Source organism: Bradyrhizobium erythrophlei (genome assembly GCF_900142985.1).
Taxonomy (GTDB): domain Bacteria; phylum Pseudomonadota; class Alphaproteobacteria; order Rhizobiales; family Xanthobacteraceae; genus Bradyrhizobium; species Bradyrhizobium erythrophlei_B.
The window spans coordinates 527423-550024 of record NZ_LT670849.1; the positions used below are offsets into that span (position 1 = coordinate 527423).

General features: G+C 62.1%; 17 protein-coding genes. 5 read left to right on the plus strand and 12 right to left on the minus strand.

Going from position 1 to position 22602, the window contains the following annotated elements; all coding sequences use genetic code 11:
- The 3 genes from devC to BUA38_RS02345 form a co-directional block, all read right to left on the minus strand.
- Complete coding sequence (gene devC / locus BUA38_RS02335) at window positions 1-1125, minus strand: ABC transporter permease DevC (RefSeq protein ID WP_072816531.1); 1125 nt, start codon at window positions 1123-1125, stop codon at window positions 1-3.
- 3 nt (window positions 1126-1128) lie between these two features.
- The gene (locus BUA38_RS02340; protein WP_083587402.1) at window positions 1129-2292 is read right to left on the minus strand and encodes an efflux RND transporter periplasmic adaptor subunit; all 1164 of its coding nucleotides are present in this window, start codon (window positions 2290-2292) and stop codon (window positions 1129-1131) included.
- A 132-nt stretch (window positions 2293-2424) separates the two neighbouring features.
- The gene (locus tag BUA38_RS02345) at window positions 2425-3243 is read right to left on the minus strand and encodes an NAD-dependent epimerase/dehydratase family protein (RefSeq protein ID WP_072816532.1); all 819 of its coding nucleotides are present in this window, start codon (window positions 3241-3243) and stop codon (window positions 2425-2427) included.
- A gap of 137 nt (window positions 3244-3380) precedes the next feature.
- Here BUA38_RS02345 and BUA38_RS02350 point away from each other — a divergent pair, with 137 nt between their 5' ends.
- Complete coding sequence (locus tag BUA38_RS02350; RefSeq protein ID WP_072825757.1) at window positions 3381-4346, plus strand: SMP-30/gluconolactonase/LRE family protein; 966 nt, start codon at window positions 3381-3383, stop codon at window positions 4344-4346.
- A gap of 24 nt (window positions 4347-4370) precedes the next feature.
- Here BUA38_RS02350 and BUA38_RS02355 read toward each other — a convergent pair whose 3' ends face one another.
- The 3 genes from BUA38_RS02355 to BUA38_RS02375 form a co-directional block, all read right to left on the minus strand.
- On the minus strand, window positions 4371-5759 hold the full coding sequence (locus tag BUA38_RS02355) for a C13 family peptidase (RefSeq protein WP_083587403.1): 1389 nt from the start codon (window positions 5757-5759) through the stop codon (window positions 4371-4373).
- Window positions 5760-5980: 221 nt separating this feature from the next.
- Window positions 5981-7411: an aldehyde dehydrogenase family protein gene (locus BUA38_RS02365; RefSeq protein ID WP_072816535.1), complete on the minus strand. Its 1431-nt coding sequence runs from the start codon at window positions 7409-7411 to the stop codon at window positions 5981-5983.
- A gap of 555 nt (window positions 7412-7966) precedes the next feature.
- Entirely contained in the window at window positions 7967-10330 is a 2364-nt protein-coding gene (locus tag BUA38_RS02375) for a transketolase (protein ID WP_072816537.1), read from the minus strand.
- Between the two features lie 148 nt (window positions 10331-10478).
- Here BUA38_RS02375 and BUA38_RS02380 point away from each other — a divergent pair, with 148 nt between their 5' ends.
- Window positions 10479-10940: an Lrp/AsnC family transcriptional regulator gene (locus tag BUA38_RS02380; protein WP_072816538.1), complete on the plus strand. Its 462-nt coding sequence runs from the start codon at window positions 10479-10481 to the stop codon at window positions 10938-10940.
- Window positions 10941-11104: 164 nt separating this feature from the next.
- Here the strand turns inward: BUA38_RS02380 and BUA38_RS02385 are convergent, their stop codons facing one another.
- Window positions 11105-12103 (minus strand): DMT family transporter, encoded by a 999-nt coding sequence (locus tag BUA38_RS02385; RefSeq protein WP_156898355.1) that lies wholly within the window; start codon window positions 12101-12103, stop codon window positions 11105-11107.
- 289 nt (window positions 12104-12392) lie between these two features.
- Window positions 12393-13232 (minus strand): aldo/keto reductase, encoded by an 840-nt coding sequence (locus BUA38_RS02390; RefSeq protein WP_072825759.1) that lies wholly within the window; start codon window positions 13230-13232, stop codon window positions 12393-12395.
- A 198-nt stretch (window positions 13233-13430) separates the two neighbouring features.
- Between BUA38_RS02390 and BUA38_RS02395 the strand changes: the two genes are divergently transcribed.
- From BUA38_RS02395 to BUA38_RS02405, 3 genes are read left to right on the plus strand one after another with little or no spacing between them, the layout of a single operon-like run.
- Window positions 13431-14753, plus strand: a complete 1323-nt coding sequence (locus BUA38_RS02395; protein WP_072816539.1) for an ABC transporter substrate-binding protein — start codon at window positions 13431-13433, stop codon at window positions 14751-14753.
- Window positions 14750-15691, plus strand: coding sequence for a carbohydrate ABC transporter permease (locus tag BUA38_RS02400; RefSeq protein ID WP_072816540.1), 942 nt, complete (start codon window positions 14750-14752; stop codon window positions 15689-15691). Before BUA38_RS02395 ends, BUA38_RS02400 begins: the two co-directional genes overlap by 4 nt.
- Window positions 15688-16515: a carbohydrate ABC transporter permease gene (locus BUA38_RS02405; protein WP_072816541.1), complete on the plus strand. Its 828-nt coding sequence runs from the start codon at window positions 15688-15690 to the stop codon at window positions 16513-16515. Before BUA38_RS02400 ends, BUA38_RS02405 begins: the two co-directional genes overlap by 4 nt.
- A 34-nt stretch (window positions 16516-16549) precedes the next feature.
- Here the strand turns inward: BUA38_RS02405 and BUA38_RS02410 are convergent, their stop codons facing one another.
- From BUA38_RS02410 to BUA38_RS02425, 4 genes are all read right to left on the minus strand, one after another.
- Window positions 16550-19255 (minus strand): nitrate reductase, encoded by a 2706-nt coding sequence (locus BUA38_RS02410; RefSeq protein WP_072816542.1) that lies wholly within the window; start codon window positions 19253-19255, stop codon window positions 16550-16552.
- A 13-nt stretch (window positions 19256-19268) separates the two neighbouring features.
- Window positions 19269-20486, minus strand: coding sequence for an NAD(P)/FAD-dependent oxidoreductase (locus BUA38_RS02415; protein WP_072816543.1), 1218 nt, complete (start codon window positions 20484-20486; stop codon window positions 19269-19271).
- Window positions 20487-20494: 8 nt separating this feature from the next.
- Window positions 20495-20920: a globin family protein gene (locus BUA38_RS02420; RefSeq protein ID WP_072816544.1), complete on the minus strand. Its 426-nt coding sequence runs from the start codon at window positions 20918-20920 to the stop codon at window positions 20495-20497.
- A gap of 75 nt (window positions 20921-20995) precedes the next feature.
- The gene (locus tag BUA38_RS02425) at window positions 20996-22378 is read right to left on the minus strand and encodes an MFS transporter (protein WP_072816545.1); all 1383 of its coding nucleotides are present in this window, start codon (window positions 22376-22378) and stop codon (window positions 20996-20998) included.
- Window positions 22379-22602 lie beyond the last annotated feature (224 nt).

The following is a 22602-nucleotide window of genomic DNA, read 5'->3' on the forward strand; positions in this document are numbered from 1 at the left end:
CTAGAACAACTCGACCGGATCGGCGCGCCGCAACACCCGGGCAGAAGCCAGCGCCGAGATGCCGGCCATCACCAGGGCAAGCGCGAGAACCGTTAAAATCAGGTCGGCTGTCATATCAAGCGGGAGCAGCGTGACCCGCCGGAGCGCGGCATTGATGACCGTCGCAAGCACCAAAGATGGAACAAAGCCGATCATCGCCATCAGGATGGCCAGCGAGACGACGATCGAAAGCAAGGCGCCTTCGGTATATCCGATCGCCTTCAGGGTCGCATATTGCGGCAACTGACGCAGGATCTGCGTCGACAGGATCTGGTTGACGATGGCCATGCCGACGATAAAGGCAACCACGGCGCCAAAGCCGAAGATCAAACCGGTTGAGGTCTCCAGCATCCAGTGACGCTTCTCGAAGGCCGCGAGTTCGGCCCTGGTCATGACCTGCACGTCTGCCGGCAGCAGGTCGCGCAGCCGGCGCGCCACGGCTTGCGGATCGGCGCCGGTCTTGAGCCGCAGCAGCCCCAGGCTGATCTCTCCGAGGTTGCGGCCCGGAAACAGCCGCAGAAAGTTCTGGTCGCTCGTGACAGCGGCGCCCAGTCCGGCAAAGCCGGTGCCAAGTTGGTAGGTGCCGATGATGGTCTCGGCGCGGCGCTCGATCTCGACCACGCGCCCATCATGCAGATCGCCGAATTCCTTTCGGGTCGCCCGGTCGACCAATATTGTATCCGGCTTGCGCAAGGCATCCTGACGGTTCGTGATCGCGTCGATATCAAAGATCTGCACCGCAGGGTCGAACGCCATGACGAAGATATCGCGAGCGATCCCCGACGACGCGGTCATCCATTCGCCGGTCTGCTGATAGAACGGGATCGCCTGCTCGACTTCGGTTAACGCCAGGGCCTGATAAAGCCGACGCCGCGGCAGCGTACCCGACAACCCCTGAAAGGCGTAGTCGGGCGACACCAGCACGATATCAAATCGCATGGTGTCGTAGATCAGCATGCCGCCGCGCGGCACCGCGAGATAGAAGCCGAGCTGAAGAAACACCAGCAGCAGCGCAATCGAGATACCGCCGATGGCCAAAGCGCTGCGACCGCGATCGTCTGACAGCATGCGCCAGGCGACGATCATTGTCTAAGGCCGCGCGGCCGGCTGCGCTTCGGCCTCCACCGTCCCACTGATCAAAACATCTACGGTCAGATTGGTCAGACGTTCGGTCGTCTTTGCGTCGTCAAGTTCGATCCAGACCTCGACGACGCGCGCATCGGCCCGCGCTGCTGGATCGACGTTCAGCACATCGTTCTTGAAGACCATGTTGCCGATCCGCACGACTTTGCCGTTGACCGGCTGCGCCAAAGCGCGGCTCGTGACGCGCGCCGACTGCCCGATCTCCACGCGGCCAATATCCGTCTCATAAACCTCTGCAACCACGCGCATCACCGAGGTATCGCCCATGGTCAGGACCGCATTGTTGCCGACCTGCTCGCCGGGCCTGACCATGATGTTCAGGATACGGCCATCGACCGGTGCAAATAATGTCAGCTTACGCGCTCTCGCCTCGGTCAAACCAAGCTGTCGCTCGAGCGACACGACCGGAATCTCAGCCTTGTCGCGCTCCAGACCGGCGCGCGCCTGGGCCAGCTGGATTTCGGCATCGGCCCGGTCAAGCTCGAACTGATGTCTAAGCTCGCTCAACTTGGCACGAGCGCCGTTGAGATCGGCCTGATCCCGCCCCACCAGTGTCTGCTGATTGTCGCGCAGCCGTTGCGTCGTCGCTCCTTTTTCTGCGAGCGCCAGCTGCGCCGAGAGGATCTCCTTGTCGTTTCCGAACGCGACATCGAGGCTTTCGACGATCGATTCCTGCGCGCTGATCCGCGAGGGCATGATCTCGCTTACCTGCCGCAACTTGAGCTCGGCGGCCGATATCCGGAGTTGATCGAGCTCGATCTGGGCGGCGAGCTTGCGTTTGGCTTCATCAAGCTGCGCGCTGATGAATTCATGCTCGGCCATCTGTTCGGCATAGCCGGCGAGGTAACCGAGCGGCTGGCCACGCTTGACCATATCGCCGCGCGCGACCAACAGGCTGTCGAGCCGGTCGGCCGGCGTGCCCGCCCCGAGATTGATAATCTCGCTTCTCGGCTCGACGCGGCCCAGCGCCGCAACGTCGCTATTCGACTGGGATCCGAATCCCTGCCGCCCAGCTTGCGCCGACGGCTTCGCCGACCCGAAAAACTCGATTCGACCGACCACGACAGCCACAACCAGGGCCAGTGCAACGGCGATGTACTTCCCGCGCATCCCCTCGAAACTCCGACGAGGGCTTTTCCCAGGGAAAAACCCGGCAATCCATGAAAAATCACGCAATGATAATCAACGCGACGCAGGACTTAAACGCCGCCAAACTACGGTCCCCTCCTATTATATCGAATCTTATTTCAGATCGATGATGCGCTTCTTGTCGCCGTCGAACTCCATGCCGCAGAACGTACCGCCCTGGTAGAAGTCGCCGACCGGATCGGGCTTGAGCTTGGCCTGCTCGGCAAAGGCATGTTCGCGAAAATCTTCCGCGCGGCCCGTCGGGCGGTAGCCGAGATCGATGGCGCGATGGTTGTCCCACCACGAGCGCTCGTTGTTGGAGGCGCCATAGAAAATCTCGAAGTGAATGTCGGGGTGCTCGAGCCCGATCCGGCAGAGCTGCACCAGGTCTTCCGGCTTCAGCCAGATCGAGAGCCTTCGATGGTCGAGCGGCTTGTCGCCGAAATTGCCGATCCGGATGCAAGTCACCTTCATGCCATGCTTGTCGGCATAGAGCGCGCCGACCGCCTCGCCGAATGCCTTGCTGACGCCGTAACGGCTGTCCGGCCGCGGCGTCACGTCGGTGCCGATGCGGTGATAGCGCGGATAAAAGCCGACCGCATGGTTGGACGACGCGAACACGATGCGCTTGACGCCCTTCTTGTGCGCCGCCTCGAACAGGTTGTAGCAGCCGATGATGTTGGATTGCAGGATGGCATCCCACGGACCTTCAACCGAATAACCGCCGAAATGAATGATGCCGTCGACGCCTTCGCATATCGCCTCGACCTCGGCCATGTTAGCGAGGTCGGCCGCCTTGAACTTCTCGCCGCGGCCGAGATCGGCGGGTGCCTTCAGGTCGCTCAATAGCAAATCCGGATAGATCGGCGGCAACAGCTTGCGCAGGCTTGTGCCGATTCCACCCGACGCGCCGGTCATCAATATGCGTGGCATTTCATCCCTCATTTTCGGATTGCTTTCGTGATTATGGCGCGGCGCGCGATGCGCGGCAAGCGCGCTTGCTGCAAGGCCATCGCAATGTTAGCAAATGGGCCGCTAGCGAGGAAACCAAACAACAACGAGAACACGAAATGTCCGAAAAGCCCGCACGTCCCGGCTTTCAGCCGGCCACGCAATATCCCGACCCCTGCATTCACGCGCTCGATCCGCGCTTCGAAAAATACTGGCTGAAATTATCGGCGGTGGAACGGATCGCGACCGGCCTGCGCTGGGCCGAAGGGCCGGTGTGGTTCGGCGACGGGCGCTATTTATTGTGCAGCGATATTCCGAACCAGCGCATCATCAAGTGGGAGGAAGAAACGGGCGCGGTCAGCGTCTATCGCAAGCCGTCGAACTTCGGCAACGGCAACACCCGCGACCGCCAGGGACGCCTCGTGACCTGTGAACATGGCGGCCGTCGCGTGGTCCGCACCGAATATGACGGTTCGGTTACGGTTCTGATGGATTCCTTCAACGGCAAGCGACTGAATTCACCCAACGACGTCATCGTGAAATCGGACGGTTCGATCTGGTTTAGCGATCCGGTGTTCGGCCTGCTCGGCAATTACGAAGGTTATGTCGCAGAGTCCGAGATCAACGCCAACGTCTACCGGATCGACAGCGAAACCGGCAAAGCCGCCATCGTTGCCGAAGACGTGCTCGGACCGAACGGGCTTTGCTTCTCGCCGGACGAGAAAATCCTCTACATCGTCGAATCCCGCGGCGTGCCGAACCGCAAGATTCTCGCCTACGACGTTTCGCCGTCCGGCGACAAGATCACCAACAAGCGGGTGCTGATCGACGCCGGTCCCGGCACGCCCGACGGCATGCGTTGCGACATCGACGGCAATCTCTGGTGCGGCTGGGGCATGGGCGATGCCGAACTCGACGGCGTCATGGTCTTTGCGCCCGACGGCAAGCCGATCGGCCGTATCGCGCTGCCCGAGCGCTGCGCCAATGTCTGCTTCGGCGGATTGAAGCGCAACCGCCTGTTCATGGCGGCGAGCCAGTCGATCTACGCACTCTATGTGAATACGCAGGGCGCGCTGGGGGGCTAGGTCCCGAGGATTGCCGACGACCGGCTAACGGTCGCCGGCGCTCGCTCGCGCGCCGCTGCCGGACTTGAGCCTTGCGGCCAGTTTAGCCGAGATCGACGCGCCAAAATGGCCCTGTGGCGAAGATGGAGGCACCTCGTCGCGCGCTTCCCACTTCGAGATCTTTAGTTTTGCATCCTCAAATGCCTTTTCGAGCGATACGCCCTCAGCGAGGCTCTGATTGAAGAACGCGTCCCCGAAATAAGTCCATTCGCGCTCGTTGGAGCAGCCGAACGAGGTACTGTTCTCGTCGGCGGCTGTCAGGACGATACTGTTCTCGGACGCGAGCGCCTTCGTGAACACACCGGAATAGCAGGCTGACACGATCACGACGCGATTACGGATCCCTTCGCGGTCGAGGACAGAAGCGACGTGCTGCGGCCCGAGCACGAGACTGACTACGCCCGGAAAATAGAGCCCCACCCCTGTCGGCCCGCCATGCGAGGTAATGAAGACCACCAGAACGTCTTCATCCTTGTTCATGACTCCAGCCACCGCATGGACGGCAGCTGCAAAATTGGTAACGTTCGCTACGGGCGAGTTGTCGATCGCATCCCGATGATTGATGAGCCGGATCGTACCGCCATCGATGCCGAGCGACCGGTTCAGGGCCTCCAATCCGCCATTCAATTCCTTGATGAAGACATCCTGGGTCGACCAGCCAGCGACGCCGATGGCATAGATATCCATCGTGCCCTTGCGCTCAGGCAAGAGCTTTTTGATTTCGGCTTCGAGGAGGTTGGGCTGCGAAAGTTCGATGGCCGCTGCGTCGACCGCGCGCTCACTGTCGGCGCGCGGCTGCGTGAAGAATTTCGTATAACCCCATTCCCAGACATTGTAGGAAGACAGGTCGAAGTCGCTGCCGGAGAACGTTGGAAATGCCGGCAACGCCAAAATCGCCAGGGTCGACACCACCGTAAAGCCGATTCCTCTGGCTAACGGCCTCTCACGGTCACTAACAGCAATGCTGCGTAAGACGGCCGCGACCGCACCGACCCACCATATCAGGAAGAAAATAGACATGATGCCCTTCATGAGGTCATGAAGCGCGAATGGAGGATGAAGCACCGCCACGAGGAACCAGAATGCTAATGCATCCAGCAGCAAGAGCTGCGCCAGCACACTCGTGCGGGCGCGCAAGAAGAACAGCATGGCCACTGCGGTAAAGACAGCAGTCTCGGCAATGATTGAATTGACACCATAAAGGCTGAAACGAGCAGGCCCGTCGACTGCGAGATATTGATAGGCTGCGTTTGAAGCGGCAGTAACGATAGCGCACAGAAGGACCGTACTAATCGGCACCGCGCCTTCAGCCGGCGTGCTCCGCCAAAGCGCCGCGCGCGCCACCGCCAACCCAACCCGGAAGAAGCTTTTCATTCGATCCGTCCAACCCAAGGCAACCGACGCAGCATGGTGGCAAAAAGGCGAACGATTGATTGACGCGATCGCAACGATTGGTCGGATGGCCGAATTTAACAAAATCAGCCTGAAGTTGCAGGCAAAGAAGCAGCGTTGCGGTTAACAATTTACGTCGTTCCAAACAGAAAACGCCGGAGCGAAACATCGCCCCGGCGTTCTGATTTCAAAAGGCGCGTTACTTACGCCGCATTAAAACCTGCGACCGCCTTGGCCTCGAGATATTCTTCAAGGCCGAACTTGCCCCATTCGCGGCCGTTGCCAGACTGCTTGTAGCCGCCAAACGGCGCGGTGCGGTCGTTCGGAACGCCCTGAAGATTGACGTTGCCGGCGCGGATGCGACGGCCGACCCGACGCGCGCTTTCCACGGTGTCGGCCGAGACGTAGCCGGCGAGACCATATGGCGTGTCGTTGGCGATCCGCACCGCGTCTTCTTCGTCCCTGGCGCCGATGATGGTGAGCACGGGGCCGAAGATTTCCTCGCGCGCGATCGTCATCTCGCTGGTGACGTCGGCGAAGATGGTCGGGCGCACGTAGAAGCCCTTGTTGACACCTTCCGGCAGACCGGGCCCGCCGGCAACCAGTGTTGCGCCTTCCTCGATGCCCTTGTTGATCAGCGCCTGGATCTTGTCCCACTGGACGCGATTGACGACCGGACCGATGTTGGTGCCTTCGGCGCGCGGATCGCCGGCCTTGGTCTTGTCGGCCACGCCCTTGGCGATCGCCGCGACTTCCTTCATCTTCGACAGCGGCACGATCATCCGGCTCGGCGCGTTGCACGACTGGCCCGAGTTGTTGAACATGTGCATCACGCCACCGGTCACCGCCTTGGTGAGATCGGCGCCTTCGAGGATGACGTTCGGTGATTTGCCGCCCAGTTCCTGGCTGACGCGCTTGACGGTCGGCGCTGCGCGCTTGGCCACGTCGATGCCGGCGCGGGTCGAGCCGGTGAACGAGATCATGTCGATGTCGGGGTGCTCGCTCATGGCGGCGCCGACTTCGGGGCCAAGGCCGTTGATCAGGTTGAACACGCCCTTCGGCACCCCGGCTTCATGCAGGATTTCGGCAAAAATCAACGCCGAGGTCGGCGTGAATTCCGACGGCTTCAGGATCATGGTGCAACCGGCGGCAAGCGCCGGCGCGACCTTGCAGGCGATCTGGTTCAGCGGCCAGTTCCACGGCGTGATCATGCCGACGACGCCGACCGGCTCGCGCACCACGACTGCCGTGCCCATCGGCTCTTCGAAATGGTAGCTCTTCAGAACATCCAGCGTCGACATCAGGTGTCCAAGACCTGCGCCGGCTTGCAGCTTTTCCGCCATCGGCAGCGGCGCGCCCATTTCGTCGGAGACGGCAGCGCCAATTTCCTTCATGCGGCCTTTGTAGACCTCGATGACCTTGGTGAGCAGCGCGACGCGCTCTTCGCGGCTAGTCTGCGAATAGGTTTCGAACGCCCGCTTGGCAGCCGCAACCGCCTTGTCGACGTCGGCCTTGGAACCAAGCGCAATTTCATACATCGCCTCCTCGGTCGCCGGATTGACGACAGGCGTGGACTTCTTGACGGCGGGATCGACCCAGGCGCCGTCGATGTAGAATTGCATGCGGTTGACCATCGGAAACCTCTTGATGTCGGGGGCTATGGAGGCGTTGAGCCAACATCCTCGCACGGGCACGGTGCAAAATGAACCCGCCACATGCGGGACGCCGCGTCGCGGCTATATGCAGGATATAGGATCGCTGGCGCCAACGTGGCAAGGCTCTGGGGCGAAATAGGTCCCGGCTCAGCGTCGCGTCATTGTCATGCCGCGTCGCGTCCGGGACACGGAATATCGCGGATCAGTTGATCGCCCGGTTAGCCGTGCCAGGGCCATTTCCTCAGTTCTTGATCGATCCGATGCCATCCCACGTCGCGACGTTCCAGGGGCGAAAGTCGGGACAACCGGTCGCGTTCGCTGACGCGCCTGAGCGCGCTGCGAATGCCATGCGCTGCGGCTTTCAACGCGGCGCCAAAACGGCGCGCCCTTCTGGCGAGGAGAACATCGAGCACGAGGCCGGACCCCACAGAGAAAGGCCGACCAGAAACATGTTGCGGGTAAGCAAGCCACCCGATTTGCGACAGGCTGCAATCAGGACCGCGCCTGCCTCAAACCAGGACAGGCGTCCGAGCGTCACACCGCCAGTTTGCGGTGACGCACCGGCGCGCCGGAGGTGAGGCTTTCGGCCGCATCGATGATGGCGTTCGCATCGATGCCGTAATGGCGATAGAGGTCGTCGATCGTGCCGGTCTGGCCGAAATGCTCGACCCCGAGCGCTTCCACCCGATGGCCGCGCACGCCACCGAGCCAGGCAAGCGCCGACGGATGGCCGTCGATCACGGTCACGAGCCCGCAATCGCGCGGCAGCGGGGCGAGCAGCTTTTCGATATGGGACAGGTGCGCCACGCCGCGGCGGTCGCGGCGGAGCGCACGCGCCGCCGTCCACCCCGCGTGCAGCCGGTCGGCCGAGGTGATCGCCAGCAGGCCGATGTCGCGGCGGCTTTCGCCGAGCAAACCGACCGCCTCGATCGCTTCCGGCGCGACCGCCCCGGTATAGGCAATGACGACTTCGGCGTTTGGTCCGGGCTTGCGCAGCCAGTACGCGCCTTCGGTGATGCCGGTCTCGAGTTCGCCCGACATGATGCGCTGCGGCTGGTCGATGCTGCGGGTGGTGAGCCGCAAATAGACCGAACCGCCCTCGCCGGTTTCACGCTGCATATGACGAAAGCCCCACCCCATGATGACGGCGAGTTCGTCGACGAACGCTGGCTCGAACGAGGCCAGACCATCCTGCGCCATGCCGATCAAGGGCGTTGCAATCGACTGATGCGCGCCGCCTTCGGGTGCAAGCGTGATGCCGGAAGGTGTCGCCGCCACCATGAAGCGCGCATCCTGGTAACAGGCGTAATTCAGCGCATCGAGCCCGCGCTCGATGAAGGGATCATAAAGCGTCGCCACCGGTAATAGCCGTTCGCCGTTGATCGCATGCGACAACCCCAGCGCGGACATCAGAATGAACAGGTTCATTTCGGCGATGCCGAGCTCAATGTGCTGGCCCTTGGGCGAGGCGTCCCAGTTGAAGGTCGATGGGATTTTTTCGCTGCGGAACAGGTCAGCCTTCTCCGCACGGGCGAACAGTCCGCGGCGATTGACCCAGGCACCGAGATTGGTCGACACCGTGACGTCGGGCGACGCCGTGACGATGCGCTCGGCAAGCCGGCTGTCGCCACGCGCCAGTTCGTTCAACAGCAGCCCGAAGCCTTGTTGTGTCGACATCTGCGCCGACGGCGAGAATGTCAGCCGTTCCGGCACCGCGATTTCCGGCGCACTCAGGCGCCGGCCCTCGCGGTTGAAAGCGACCTTCGACAAGAACGCTTCGATCTCGGCCGGTTGCTGCGGCAGGCCCTCGAACTTGTCCCACTCGTGGCCAGGGCGGATGTTCTGCGCAGCCCGCCACTTCTCCATTTGGGCAACCGTCATCAAGCCGGCATGGTTATCCTTGTGGCCCTGGAATGGCAGGCCGACACCCTTGATCGTATAGGCGATGAAACAGACGGGCCGATCGTGGTCGATCGACTCGAAGGCCTCCAGCATGCTCGCCATGTCGTGGCCGCCGAGATTGGACATCAGCGCCAGCAACTCGTCGTCGCTGCGCCTGTCGATCAGTTTCGTCACCGGCCCCTGATCGCCGATTTCGTCGCGCAAATGCTTGCGGAACGCCGCCCCGCCCTGGAAACACAACGCCGCATAAAGCTGGTTGGGACAGGCATCGATCCATTTGCGCAACGCTTCGCCGCCGGGTTCGGCAAAGGCTTCGCGCATCAGGCTGCCGTATTTCACGATCACCACGTCCCAGCCGAAGTTCCGGAACATGGATTCGAACTTCTCCCAGAGGCCTTCGCGCACGACGGCGTCCAGGCTCTGGCGATTGTAATCGACGACCCACCAGGTGTTGCGCAGGCCGTGCTTCCAGCCTTCCAGCAATGCCTCGAAAATATTGCCCTCGTCCATCTCGGCGTCGCCAACGAGCGCGATCATCCGCCCCTCGGGGCGATCTTTCGCCCAGCCATGCGCCTTGACGTAATCCTGCACCAGCGAGGCGAACAGCGTTTGCGCCACGCCAAGGCCGACGGAGCCGGTGGAGAAATCGACATCGTCGACGTCCTTGGTACGCGACGGATAGGATTGCGCGCCCTTGAAACCGCGAAAATTCTCCAGCTTCTCGCGGGTCTGATGTCCGAACAGATACTGGATGGCGTGGAACACCGGGCTTGCATGCGGCTTGACCGCGACGCGGTCCTGCGGCCGCAGCACCGAGAAATAGAGCGCCGACATGATGGTGGCGAGCGAGGCGGATGACGCCTGGTGTCCGCCGACCTTGAGGCCGTCGGTATTCGGCCTGAGATGGTTGGCGTGGTGGATGGTCCAGGAGGACAACCACAGCACCTTGCGGGTCAGCGCGTTCAGAATGTCCAGGCGTGCGGGCTCGATCGGCATGGCGTGCTCCCGGCCAAAGGCGTTTGGCGGCTATTTTGGCCGAATGTTACCGCGACGGGCCCTGCCGAAAATCTCAAATTTTGGCGACACACCTTGATTTTTTGGGATATTTTACCAACCCGGTCCACAAGAACAACGGTTTATCCCAATGCATGCCCTCGACGCGATCGACAGAAAGATCCTCGGTTATCTGCAATCCGACGGCCGCGTCACCATGGCCGAGCTCGCCGAAAAGGTCGGGCTTTCGGTCTCGCCCTGCCACCGCCGCGTGAAACTTCTGGAGGAGCGAGGCGTCATCAGCCGCTATATCGCGACCGTCGACCAGAAATCGGTCGGGCTTCATGTCTCGGTCTTCATCTCGATCAAGCTTGCCCGGCAAAAGGAAGAAGACCTCAACCGCTTCGCGCGCGCGATCTCGAAATGGGAGGAAGTGCTCGAATGCTACCTGATGACGGGGAACCGCGACTATCTCCTGCGCGTGGTCGCCGCCGACCTGTCGTCGTATGAAGCGTTCCTGAAGAACAAGCTGACGCGGCTCGATGGCATCGCCTCGATCGAGTCGAGCTTTGCGCTCAGCCAGGTGAAGTATTCGATCGCGCTGCCGGTGTGAGCTGAACTCATCCGTCGTCCCTGCGAACGCAGGGACCCATAACCACCGGCCAACTTCGCTTTGCGAAAAGCGTCGACCGCTGCTCAAAATGGAAGGCCGCGGCGTATGGGTCCCGGATCACGTTCGCGCCGCTCACTTGTCCGGGACGACAAGGATCGGGAAAATCACGGGTTGGGTGACCGCTCCGCCGCGAGTGCGGCGAGTTGCGAATGGCGGACGCGTTCGCGATGCGCGGTATAGAGACCGCTCGCTACGATGACGGCAGCGCCGACCACGGTCCAGGCGTCGGGCACTTCGCCGAAGATCAAGAAGCCGAGCAGCGTGACCCAGAGCAACTGGACGTAGGAAAATGGCGCCAGCACCGAGGCATCCGCGTAGCGGAACGCGAGCACGACAATCCACTGCCCCGCTGTCGACGTCAGCCCGATGATGACGCCGAACAGGATGTCGTGCCAGGTCGGCGTAACCCAGACCAGCGGAACCAGCGCGCAAAGAATCGCAAAGCCGACAATGGCCGAATAGGTCATGGTGACCATCGTGCGTTCCTGCCCGCTCATCCGGCGCGTCATGATCAGACAGCAGGCCCAGGCGAAGGCCGAGACTACCGGGAAGAATGCCGCGGGATGAAACGCACCGGTGCCCGGGCGCAACACGATCAGCACGCCGATCAATCCGACCGCGGTTGCGATCCAGCGCCTCAAGCCGACCTTTTCGCTGAGAAAGAAAATCGACAACGCGGTGACGAATAGCGGCGAGACGAAGCTCGTCGCGGAAGCCTCCGCAATAGGCAGAAACCGCAAGCCGGAAATGAACAGCAGCGACGAACCCAGCAGCGCCGCGCCGCGCATGACCTGCAACACCGGGCGCTGTGTCCGCAGCGCAAAAAGCGGCGAACCCGGCACCATCGCCGGAACCATGATCAGCAGGAAAACCAGAAAGCGGATCCAGGCGATCTCGATCGATGGCAGCGTCGTCGAAAGATACTTGGAGGTCGCGTCCGACGTTCCAAGAAAAATCGTCGAAGCGATCAAGAGCGCGATGCCGCGCAGCGGCCGGTCGGCCCGCGCCGACGCAGCATTCGCCAGCTTCTTCTCGGGCAATGGCTTTTCAGGCAGCGGCGATGGCGCGCTGTCCAGCCTGACGGCTGTTGCAGAACGGGTCACGTTGAACTCGGGTCGAAGAAAATCGAATCGGGCGAGGCGTCACAAAAGCGCGATCGCACGCGCGCGACAACACCTGAAAACAGGCAGCGGATATGCGCTAGTGTCCCGTTCTGACATTCGTACGGTATCGCAGCGACCATTTTCACGAATGTCAGAACGTTAAGGACACCAGCAACCATATGATTCTAGTGCAGCTTTGACTCTGACGTTGCTTTGAAGAGGTCGCCGCGAAACCGAAAGCAACGTCAGAGCCGCTGCACTAGCTCACCAAAAGGTTCTGGGGGCCTCTCTAAAGCATTGGCAAGCTTCGCGGTTTCGGCCCGCGCGGGAACGCCTGATCGAGCGAGGCGATGTCCTCCGCGCTAAGCGAGAGATCGCCGGCTGCGGCATTGTCCGCAGCATGCTCCGCGCTTCCCGCCTTCGGGATCGGAAACACGTGGGGGTCGCGCGCGAGAAACGCGAGCGCGACCTGGCGCGTCGAGGCGCCGTGGCGTTTGGCGATGGTCTGCAACGCCGCGCCGCCCTTGCTGCGCGAATCCGGAAAATCGTTGTGGCCGAACGGCGAATAGGCGACCACGGCAACATCATGCTTTGCGCACCACGGGATCACCGCGTACTCGATCGCGCGTTCCTGCAAATGATAGAGCACCTGGTTGCAGGCGATTTTTCCTTCGCCGGCAACACCCAGAAGTTCGTCGAGATCATCCGCATCGAAGTTGGAAACGCCCCACGAGCGAATCTTTCCGGCGCTGACGAGTTGCTCGAGCGCGGCGACAGTCTCCGACAACGGCACGCTGCCGCGCCAATGCAACAGATAACAGTCGAGCCGATCGGTCTTCAGCCGCGTCAGCGACCGCTCGCAGGCAGCAATGGTGCCACGACGCGACGCGTTGCTCGGCAGCACCTTTGAGACGAGATAAGTTTCATCCCGCCGGCCGGCGATGGCTTCGGCGATGACAAGCTCCGCATCGCCATACATCTCGGCCGTGTCGACGTGGGTCATGCCGAGGTCCAGCCCGCGGCGCAACGCCGCAACCGCGGACTTGCGATCGCCGCGATCGATATACCAGGTGCCCTGTCCGATGACAGAGACGTCATGACCGGTGGCGCCGAACTTCCTGTGCTTCATCTCGTTACCTTTGCTGCAAAGCGGCCGCACCATAATCGAGGATTTTAGAGACGTCGACGCCGGACAAAGCGCTGCCCATACGAAGGTAGCGTTCTTGCCCCGGTCGCGCCGCGTGCTATGAATCCGAAGAGGCCAGCCACGTCGAAAATGCCGGCCAATAATTAAGCGCCATTCAAGGCGAATTTCAGGGAGGGACACATGGCCCATTTCGGCCCGAGCCGGCGTTCGCTGTTGCAGGGAACGATTGCCGCAAGCGCACTCAGCCTGAGCGGATTTCCCGCGCGCGCCGACGTGCAATGGAAAAAATACGCGGGCACCACCATCGAAGCCAACCTGATCAAGGGGCCGCGCGGCGAACTGCTACAGAAATATGCAGCGGAGTTTACCGAACTTACCGGCATCAAGGTCGAGTCGGAAGTCATTCCGGAGCAACAGCAGCGGCAGAAGGCGGTCATCGAGCTGACGTCAGGCAAGCCGAGCTTCGATGTCGTTCATGTCAGCTATCATGTGCAAAAGCGCCAATTCGACAAGGCCGGCTGGCTCGCCGACCTCACGCCGTTCATGAAAGACCCGAATCTCACCGCGCCGGACCTCACGGTCGACGATTTTTCCGCCGGTGGACAGCAGTTCGCCCGGAACGAAAAAGGCGAAATGCGTTCGCTGCCGTGGTCGGTCGACTACTTCATCCTCTACTGGAACAAGGAGATGTTCGCCAAGAAGGGCCTCGCTTTGCCGAAAACCTTCGACGAGATGGTTGCCGCCGCCGAGAAACTGAACGATCCCGCCAACGGCATCTACGGCTTTACCGGCCGCGGCCTGCGCAACGCCAACATGACGCTGTGGACCAACTTCTTCCTCAACTATGGCGGCGAGTTTCTCGACGCGAAGGGAAATATCCTGACCGACGGTCCGGAAGCGATCGAAGCGACCAAAACCTATCAGCATCTGCTGACCAAAACCGCGCCTCCGGGGGTCGCCGGCTTCAACTGGATGGAATCGATGGCATCGCTGACGCAGGGCCGCGCCGCGATGTGGATCGATGGCGTCGGCTGGGCTCCGCCGATCGAGGACCCCAATGCGTCGCGCGTGGTCGGCAAGATCGGCTACGCGCTGGTGCCCGCCGGACCCAAGGGCCAATATTCGGCGACCTATGGCGACGGCATCGGCATCGCACAAACCAGCACCAAGAAGGAAGCCGCCTATCTTTACTGCCAGTGGGCGGTTTCAAAGACCATGGGCGCGCGGCTTTTGCAGGCCGGCGGCGGTGTGCCGTTCCGCAACTCCGTTCTCAACGACGAGACGGTGCGCAAGGGCGTGAAGAACCAGGACTGGCTGGACTCCGTGATCGGATCGGCCAAGATCAGCAAGCTCGGCCTTCCCGTCATCATTCCGGTCGCCGAGTTTCGCGACCTCGTCGGCGCCGCGGTGACGGCGACGCTGTCGGGTGCCGATCCGGCAACGGAATTGAAGAAGGCGCACGAGCAATTCCGCCCGATCCTGGAGCGAAGCGAAAAGTCGTGAGTGTTAGCACGGTCGGGAGCGCGGCGGCGCCATCGACGTCCGCCACGCAGGAATCGGACGGGTGGAAACCCCCGTCCTACTGGCCGTTCGTTATTCCCGCGCTGATCGTCGTGCTCGCGGTGATCATCTTTCCGTGGGCCTATACGATCTGGATGAGCCTGCACGAATGGAAGGTCGGAGCTCCGCCTTCCTTCATTGGCCTATCGAACTATATCCGGCTGCCGAGCGATGTCAGGTTCATCGAATCGGTCTGGCATACACTGGTCTACAGTGCTCTGTCGGTCGCTTTGCCGCTGGTGTTCGGCACCTTCGCGGCCGTGGTGTTTCATAACAAGTTTCCGATGCGCGGCTTCCTGCGCGGCCTTTTCATTTTGCCGATGATGGCGACCCCGGTCGCCATCGCGCTGGTGTGGACGATGATGTTCCACCCGCAACTCGGCATCCTCAACTACCTGCTGTCGCTCGTCGGTCTGCCGCCGCAGCTTTGGGTGTTTCATCCCGCGACCGTCATCCCTTCCCTGGTCCTGGTTGAAACCTGGCAATGGACGCCGCTGATCATGCTGATCGTGCTCGGAGGGTTGGCTGCAATTCCGGCCGAGCCCTATGAGAGTGCGCTGATCGACGGCGCCACCCGCTGGCAGACGTTCCGCTACATCTCGCTGCCGCTGATCACGCCGTTCCTTTTCATTGCGTCGATGATCCGCATGATCGACGCGGTGAAAAGCTTCGACATCATCTTCGCGATTACCCAAGGAGGCCCGGGCAGCGCCTCGGAGACGATCAACCTTTATCTCTACAGTGTTGCGTTCGTTTATTACGACGTCGGATACGCGTCCGCGATCGTCGTGGTTTTCTTCGCGCTCATTGTCGCGCTCGCCGGCGCCTTGCTGCGGTTGCGGCAGAGCACGCACTGGAATGACGGCGGGGATTCAAAATGAGCTCGTTACGGCAATTGGCCGGCAGGATCGGGCTGGCCTTTGCGGTTCTCGCCATTGTGTCGCCGGCCGTGCTGTTTTTCCTCTGGATGCTGTCTCTGTCGGTCAAGTTCGAGGTCGACAACGCATCCTATCCGCCGGTCTTCATCCCCGAGCACTTCAACTGGGGCAACTACTCGGCCGTCATCGACTCCAAGCGGTTCTCGACCTATTTCGCCAATAGCCTGATTGTCACCGGAGCGGCAACCGCATTTGCCTTGCTGGTCGGCGTACCGGCCGGCTATGGCCTCGCCCGCATGCGGGCGCACAAAACGGCCGCGGTGATCCTGATCGCGCGCATCACGCCGGGTCTCTCTTACCTCATTCCGCTGTTCCTGCTGTTCCAGTGGTTAGGCCTCCTCGGCACGCTGTGGCCGCAGATCATCATCCATCTGGTGGTGACCGTGCCGATCGTGATCTGGATCATGATCGGCTATTTCGAGACCACGCCGATCGAACTCGAGGAATCCGCCATGATCGACGGCGCCACGCGCTGGCAGATCTTTCGTCACGTGGCGCTGCCGATCGCCCGGCCGGGAATCGCGGTTGCCTTTATTCTGGCGGTGATCTTCTCGTGGAACAATTTCGTGTTCGGTATCGTGCTGGCCGGGCGCGAAACACGAACGCTGCCGGTTGCCGTCTACAACATGATTTCATACGACCAGTTGAGCTGGGGACCGCTCGCCGCGGCCGCCTTGATCGTCACCTTGCCGGTGCTGCTGCTAACGGTGTTTGCGCAACGCCAGATCGTTGCGGGCCTGACCGCGGGCGCGGTCAAGGGCGGCTGACTGGACTACAAGCACGCGCCTCGGCAGCCGCCGGTCAGCTTGCCGCGACCAATTTCCCATGGTCGTGATCGGTTCCCGACTGCGCGATCAAGCGCTTGAGTTCGGGAATGCACGAGCCGCAATTGGTGCCGGCCTTCAGCTTGAGGCCGATTTCGGCCGCCGAGCGGCTACCCGCCGCAATCGCATCGCAGATCGTGGTGCGGCCGACGCCGAAGCAGGCGCAGACGACCGGCCCCGTGCTCGCCAATCCCTGCGCCGGTTTGCCCGATAGCAGCATTCGCCGCTGATCGTCGGCGAGCGGACCGGCCGCGAACAGTTCCTTCACGATACCCCAATCGCCCGCGTCGCGTGCCGGCCCGAGGAAAAGACAGGTCTCGATCGCATCGCCGGCAAACGATGCCGCGCGATAAACCCCGCCGCCGAAATCGCTGTATTCGGCGAGTTCCTCACCTGCGACCGATCGCAGCCACGACGACCAGCCTTTGAGGTCCGCATTATCGGCGATGAGATAGCCGAGCCCGCCATTGACGGTGGCGCGCGCCCACCAGGCGTGGTCGGGCAGTTTCAACGGTTTGCGCGACAGCACGAAACCGCAGAAAACATATTCATAAGGCGCAATCGACGCCGGGGTCGCTTTGGCTTCCGGCTGGCCCGAGAACGGATCGGTAAACGGTGCAACGAGCGAACCGACGCGGGCGCTGGATGAATTCGCCTCGCTCCAGTGGATCGGCGCAAACAGCATGCCGCGCTGTTGCCGCGGGCTGACCACGACCCTGAGCGTGCATTGGCCGTGATCGGTGGTAACGCGGGCGAAAGAGCCGTCGGCGAGACCATATCGCGCGGCGTCGTCCGGATGCACCTCGATGAACGGCTCCGGCAGATGCGCACCCAGCCGCGGGCTCATGCCGGTGCGGGTCATGGTGTGCCATTGATCACGGATGCGGCCGGTATTGAGCCGCAGCGGGCGGCCCTCGTGGGTCTCGGTACGCAGCACCGGCCGTTCCGGCGCAACGAAGCGTCCCTTGCGGTCGTTGGTGAAAAAGTCACCGCCAGAGAAAAATCGCTCTGATGGTTCGATATCGCCGAAGCGAAACGGCCAAAGGATCGGCGACATCCCGTCGAACCCCTCGTCGGACACCGAACTCAGCGCTCCGATATCGAAATCGCGGCTGCCGTTGTTCTCGAAGGAAGAGAGCGCTGCATGCTCGCGGAAGATCGCCGCCGCCGACTTGTAGTCGAACGCTGCCCCGAAGCCGAGACGCTTGGCAACTTCACCGATGATCCACCAGTCCGGCCGCGCCTCGCCCGGCGCGGCTAAGAACGCGCGCTGGCGCGAGATGCGCCGCTCGGAATTGGTGACGGTGCCGGACTTCTCGCCCCAGGCCAGCGCCGGCAGCAAGACGTGCGCGCCAGCGCCGACGGTGTCGTTGGAGAGCACGTTTTCGGAGATCACCAACAATTCGAGTTTCTTCAACGCATCGCGCGCGGCGTCGGCATCCGGCAGCGACACCGCCGGGTTGGTTCCCATCACCCACAGCGCCTTGATCTCGCCGCGGCCGATCGCCTCGAACATCTGGACTGCCTTGAGCCCTTCATGGGTGGCGATCCGCGGCGCTTTCCAGAACCGGCGCACGCGATCGATATCGGGCGGCGTGAAGTTCATATGCGCGGCGAGTTGGTTGGCAAGGCCTCCGACTTCCCGGCCACCCATCGCGTTCGGCTGCCCGGTCAACGAAAACGGCGACGCGCCGATTTTGCCGATCCGTCCCGTCGCAAGATGGCAGTTCAGGATCGCGTTGACCTTGTCGGTGCCTTGCGCCGACTGGTTGACGCCTTGCGAGTAAAGCGTGACCACGCGCGGCGTCGCCGCGAACATTTGGAAGAACGCCGCAACGTCCTGTTCGGAAAGACCCGTCGCCAGCGCGGTCGCCGCGACGCTGCCGGCGATGGCGCGCGCGCGGACAAGCGCTTCGTCGAAGCCTGCCGTGTAACGCGCAATGTAGTCGCGATCGATCAACTCATTGTCGGCGAGATAAACCAGCAGCCCGGAGAACAGCGCGGTGTCGGAACCGGGCTTCACGCCGAGAAACAGGTCGGCGTCTTCCGAGGTGTCGGTCTTGCGCGGATCGATCACGACCATGCGCGCGCCACGCCGTTGCTTGTTGGCGATCATGCGCTGGTACAGCACCGGATGGCACCAGGCGGCGTTGGAACCGACCAGGATCAGAAGATCGGCCTGGTCGAGATCCTCATAAAGGCCGGGCACGGTGTCGGCGCCGAAGGCGCGGCGATGACCCGCCACGGATGAGGCCATGCACAGCCGCGAATTGGTGTCGACATTGGCGCTGCCGATGAATCCCTTCATCAGCTTGTTGGCGACGTAGTAATCCTCGGTCAAAAGTTGCCCGGAGAGATAGAACGCGACCGCGCCGGGGCCGTCGCGCGCAACGATATGCGCAAAACGATGTGCGACGTGGTCAAGCGCATCGCTCCAGGCGATCTGCTCCATCGCGCCGCTGGAGCAACGGATCATCGGATACAGCAGACGATCTTCAAGGCCGAGCGTCTCGCCGAGCGCCGAGCCCTTCGAGCAAAGCCGGCCGAGATTCGCCGGATGCGACGGATCGCCGGAGATCGCCGCGCCGCCGCTGCCGTCCGGCGTCGCCAGCACGCCGCAGCCGACACCGCAGTACGGGCAGGTCGTGGAGGTCGCTTTCAGCGCGGGATCGACCGCCGTCATCGAAGTGAACCCATCATGCGGCCACGGCCAGCGTTGCCGGCGGGCGGCCGAACATCATGTCCTTGCGAAGGCCAACGATATTCTCGCGCTTGCGGATCAACTCGAGATACCAGAGCGCATCCGTGGTATCGCCGACCAGCACCGCCCCGGTCAGCCGCCCGTCCTCGATCACGAGCTTCTTGTAAACGCCGCGCCTGAAGTCGCCGAGCACGATCGCTTCGCTGCGATCGGTGCCCATGAACTCGCCGGCCGAAAACACGCCGACGCCGGACACCTTGAGATTGGTGGCGACCACGCTGCCGGGATACGCCGCCTTGCGGCCGGCGAGATGCTGCGCCAGCACCCTCGCCTGCTCGTAAGCCGGCTCGACCAGGCCATAGCAGATACCGCGATGTTCGGCGCATTCGCCAAGCGCAAAGATGCCGTCCGCACCGGTCTGGAGATGGTCGTCGACGACGACGCCGCGATTGACCGGAATGCCGGCGTCCCTGGCGAGTGCGGTGTTCGGCCGGATGCCGGCCGCAAGAATCACCGCATCGGCTTCGATGCAACGTCCGTCGGCGAGTTCGACGCCTTCGACGCGGCTTTGCCCAAGAATGCGGCTGGTGCTGGCGTTGAGCAGGACGTTGATGCCTTTCTTCTCGACCAGCGATTTCAACAGCGCCCCCGCGGGCGCATCGAGCTGCCGTTCCATCAGCCGGTCCATCAGGTGAACCAACGTCACCGGCGCGCCCGCTTTGGCAAGACCATACGCGGCTTCAAGGCCGAGCAAGCCGCCGCCGACCACGACCACGCGCTTTTTCGCGGCCGCCAGCGTCAGCAACAGGTCAACGTCGCGGCTGTCGCGGAACGTATGCACGCCCGGCAGATCGACGCCGGGCACATTCAGCCGCAACGGCGACGACCCGATCGCAAGCACCAGCTTGGAAAACGTGATGCTCTCCTCGCTGGCGATCTTCAGTTCGCGCCGGCCGACGTCGATTTCGTCGACGGCGCAGCCATACTTCAGCGTGACGCCGCGATCGCGCCACCAGTTGGCGGGCTTCAGTTCGATTTCATGCGAGGCGGTCTCGCCGGCGAGCACCGACGAGAGCAGCACGCGATTATAGGCAAGCCTCGGCTCCGCGCCGATAACCGCGATCGCAAAACGCCCGAGCGCCACTTTGGCAAGCTCGTCGACCAGACGTGCCGCCGCCATGCCATTGCCAACGATCACAAGCGATTCACTCATGAGGCTTCCTATTCGGCGGCCTGGGCACTGCCATAGGCTTCTGAAATCATGAAACCGGACAGCGTGCCGTAGGCGGTGGTCCATGCGGCGGCGACGTCGGGCGTCCACGCCTCGCCCAGTCCCTTTTCCAGCGTCCACAACAAGGCGGCGCCGACGACCGGGTAATGCGCAGCCTTGGCGCCATAGGCGACGTGGCGTTTGGCAAGCGCGCTCGCGGCCGGCAGGATCGAGGGCAAGTCGCCCAGACCGTTCACGACGGCCGCAAGCATGGCGATCAGCTTTTTCCGCTGTTCGGTCATGTCGGCGGGAAACATCGCTTTGACCTGCGGGGCGATTTCGAACAGGCGATCGTAAAACAGGATCGCCGCCTGATCGGCAATGGGCACGACCTTGGAGAAACTCTGCTGAACAAGCTTGACCTGATCCGGTGTCATCTCTCGCTCCCGCTGTTGCCTCTGGTTTTGGCCCTCACCTCGTCCCGCGTGCGGGACGAGGCCGACTTCTTCTGCTCAGATGCGTGCTTCGGCGAGACTGGTCGCGCCTGCCTCCGCCGGGCTGCGGCGCAGGTAGAACCACCACGTAAAGGCGAGGCAGATCGCGTAGAAGCCGAGGTAAATCACGAGCGCGAGCTGCGGACCGCCGGTGACGGCAATCGATTTGCCGAAGCCGCTCGGAATGAAGTAACCGCCGCACGCGCCGATCGCGCCGATGAAGCCGACCGCCGCGCCGCTTTCAATGCTGGCGGTCTTGATCGCCGCCAAGCGTCCGGCTTCGCCCTTGCCGCGGGCCTTGCGAAGATTTTCCTCACGGAAGATCGAGGGGATCATCCGGTAGGTCGAGCCGTTGCCGATGCCGGTGGTGACGAAGATAATGAGGAACATCACCAGGAAGCCGGTGAAGTCCTTGTTGCCGACGAAATAGATGACGCCGATGGTGGCCGCAGCCATCACGATGAAATTCCAGAACGTGATGATCGCCCCGCCGATCTTGTCGGCAAGCAGACCGCCGAACGGACGCGACAGCGAGCCGACCAGGGGCCCGAGGAACGCGATCGCGATGGTGACCGACGGAAACTGCGTCTTGATCAACAGCGGAAACGCCGCCGAGTAGCCGATGAAGGATCCGAACGTCCCGATATAGATAAAGGACATGATCCAGGTATGCTTGCGCTTGACGATCGCGAGTTGATCCTTGAACGAGGACTTCGCCGAGGTCAGGTTGTTCATGAAAAAGACCGCGCCGAACACCGCGATGATGATCGGCAGGATCCACATCAGGCCGGCATTCTGGAGAAAGACGCCCGAGACGGGCGTTGCCTGATACAGGTTGAAAAGTCCGAGGCCCATCAGGATCGGCGTGAGCAACTGAACGCTGGAAACACCGATATTGCCGCCGGCGGCGTTGAGGCCAAGCGCCCAGCCCTTCATGCGGTCGGGATAGAAGAAGGAGATATTGGCCATGCTGGAGGCAAAGTTGCCGCCGCCGAGGCCCGCGGTCGACGCCACCAGCAGCATCAGCCAGAACGGCGTGTCGGGCTGGCTGACGAAATAAGCGAGCCCGATCGTCGGAATGAGCAACACCGCGGCCGAGAAGATCGTCCAGTTGCGGCCGCCGAAAGTCGTCACCGCAAAGGTATAGGGAAAGCGCATCAGCGAGCCGATCAGGCCCGGAATGGCGACGAGTTGAAACAGCTCATCGGTGGTGTAATGGAAGCCGGCCGCGGGCAGTTTGGTGGCGACGATGCTCCAGATCAGCCAGACCGAAAATCCGATATGCTCGGCCACGATCGACCAGATCAGGTTGCGGCGGGCGGTCACCTTGCCCCTGGTTTCCCAGAAGGTCGGATCTTCGGGGTTCCAGTCTGAAATCCAGGTCGGGTCTTTCGAGCTCATTGCATATTTCCTTGTGTGAAGGGACGGTCGCGCGGCACTCCGAAGACATGGCAGCACGCTCCGGGCGAAGCCCGGTTAAGCGGTCGCAAATCGGATGAATGGCTATTCGGCGGACGGCATCGGTGGCGTCAGCAACAATTATTCAAGCTTCGTGCCAAGCCACCGCGTTACGAAAAATTTAGATAAGACAAATGGTTGCCTCAGCGGCCCGGGAAAACGCGCCG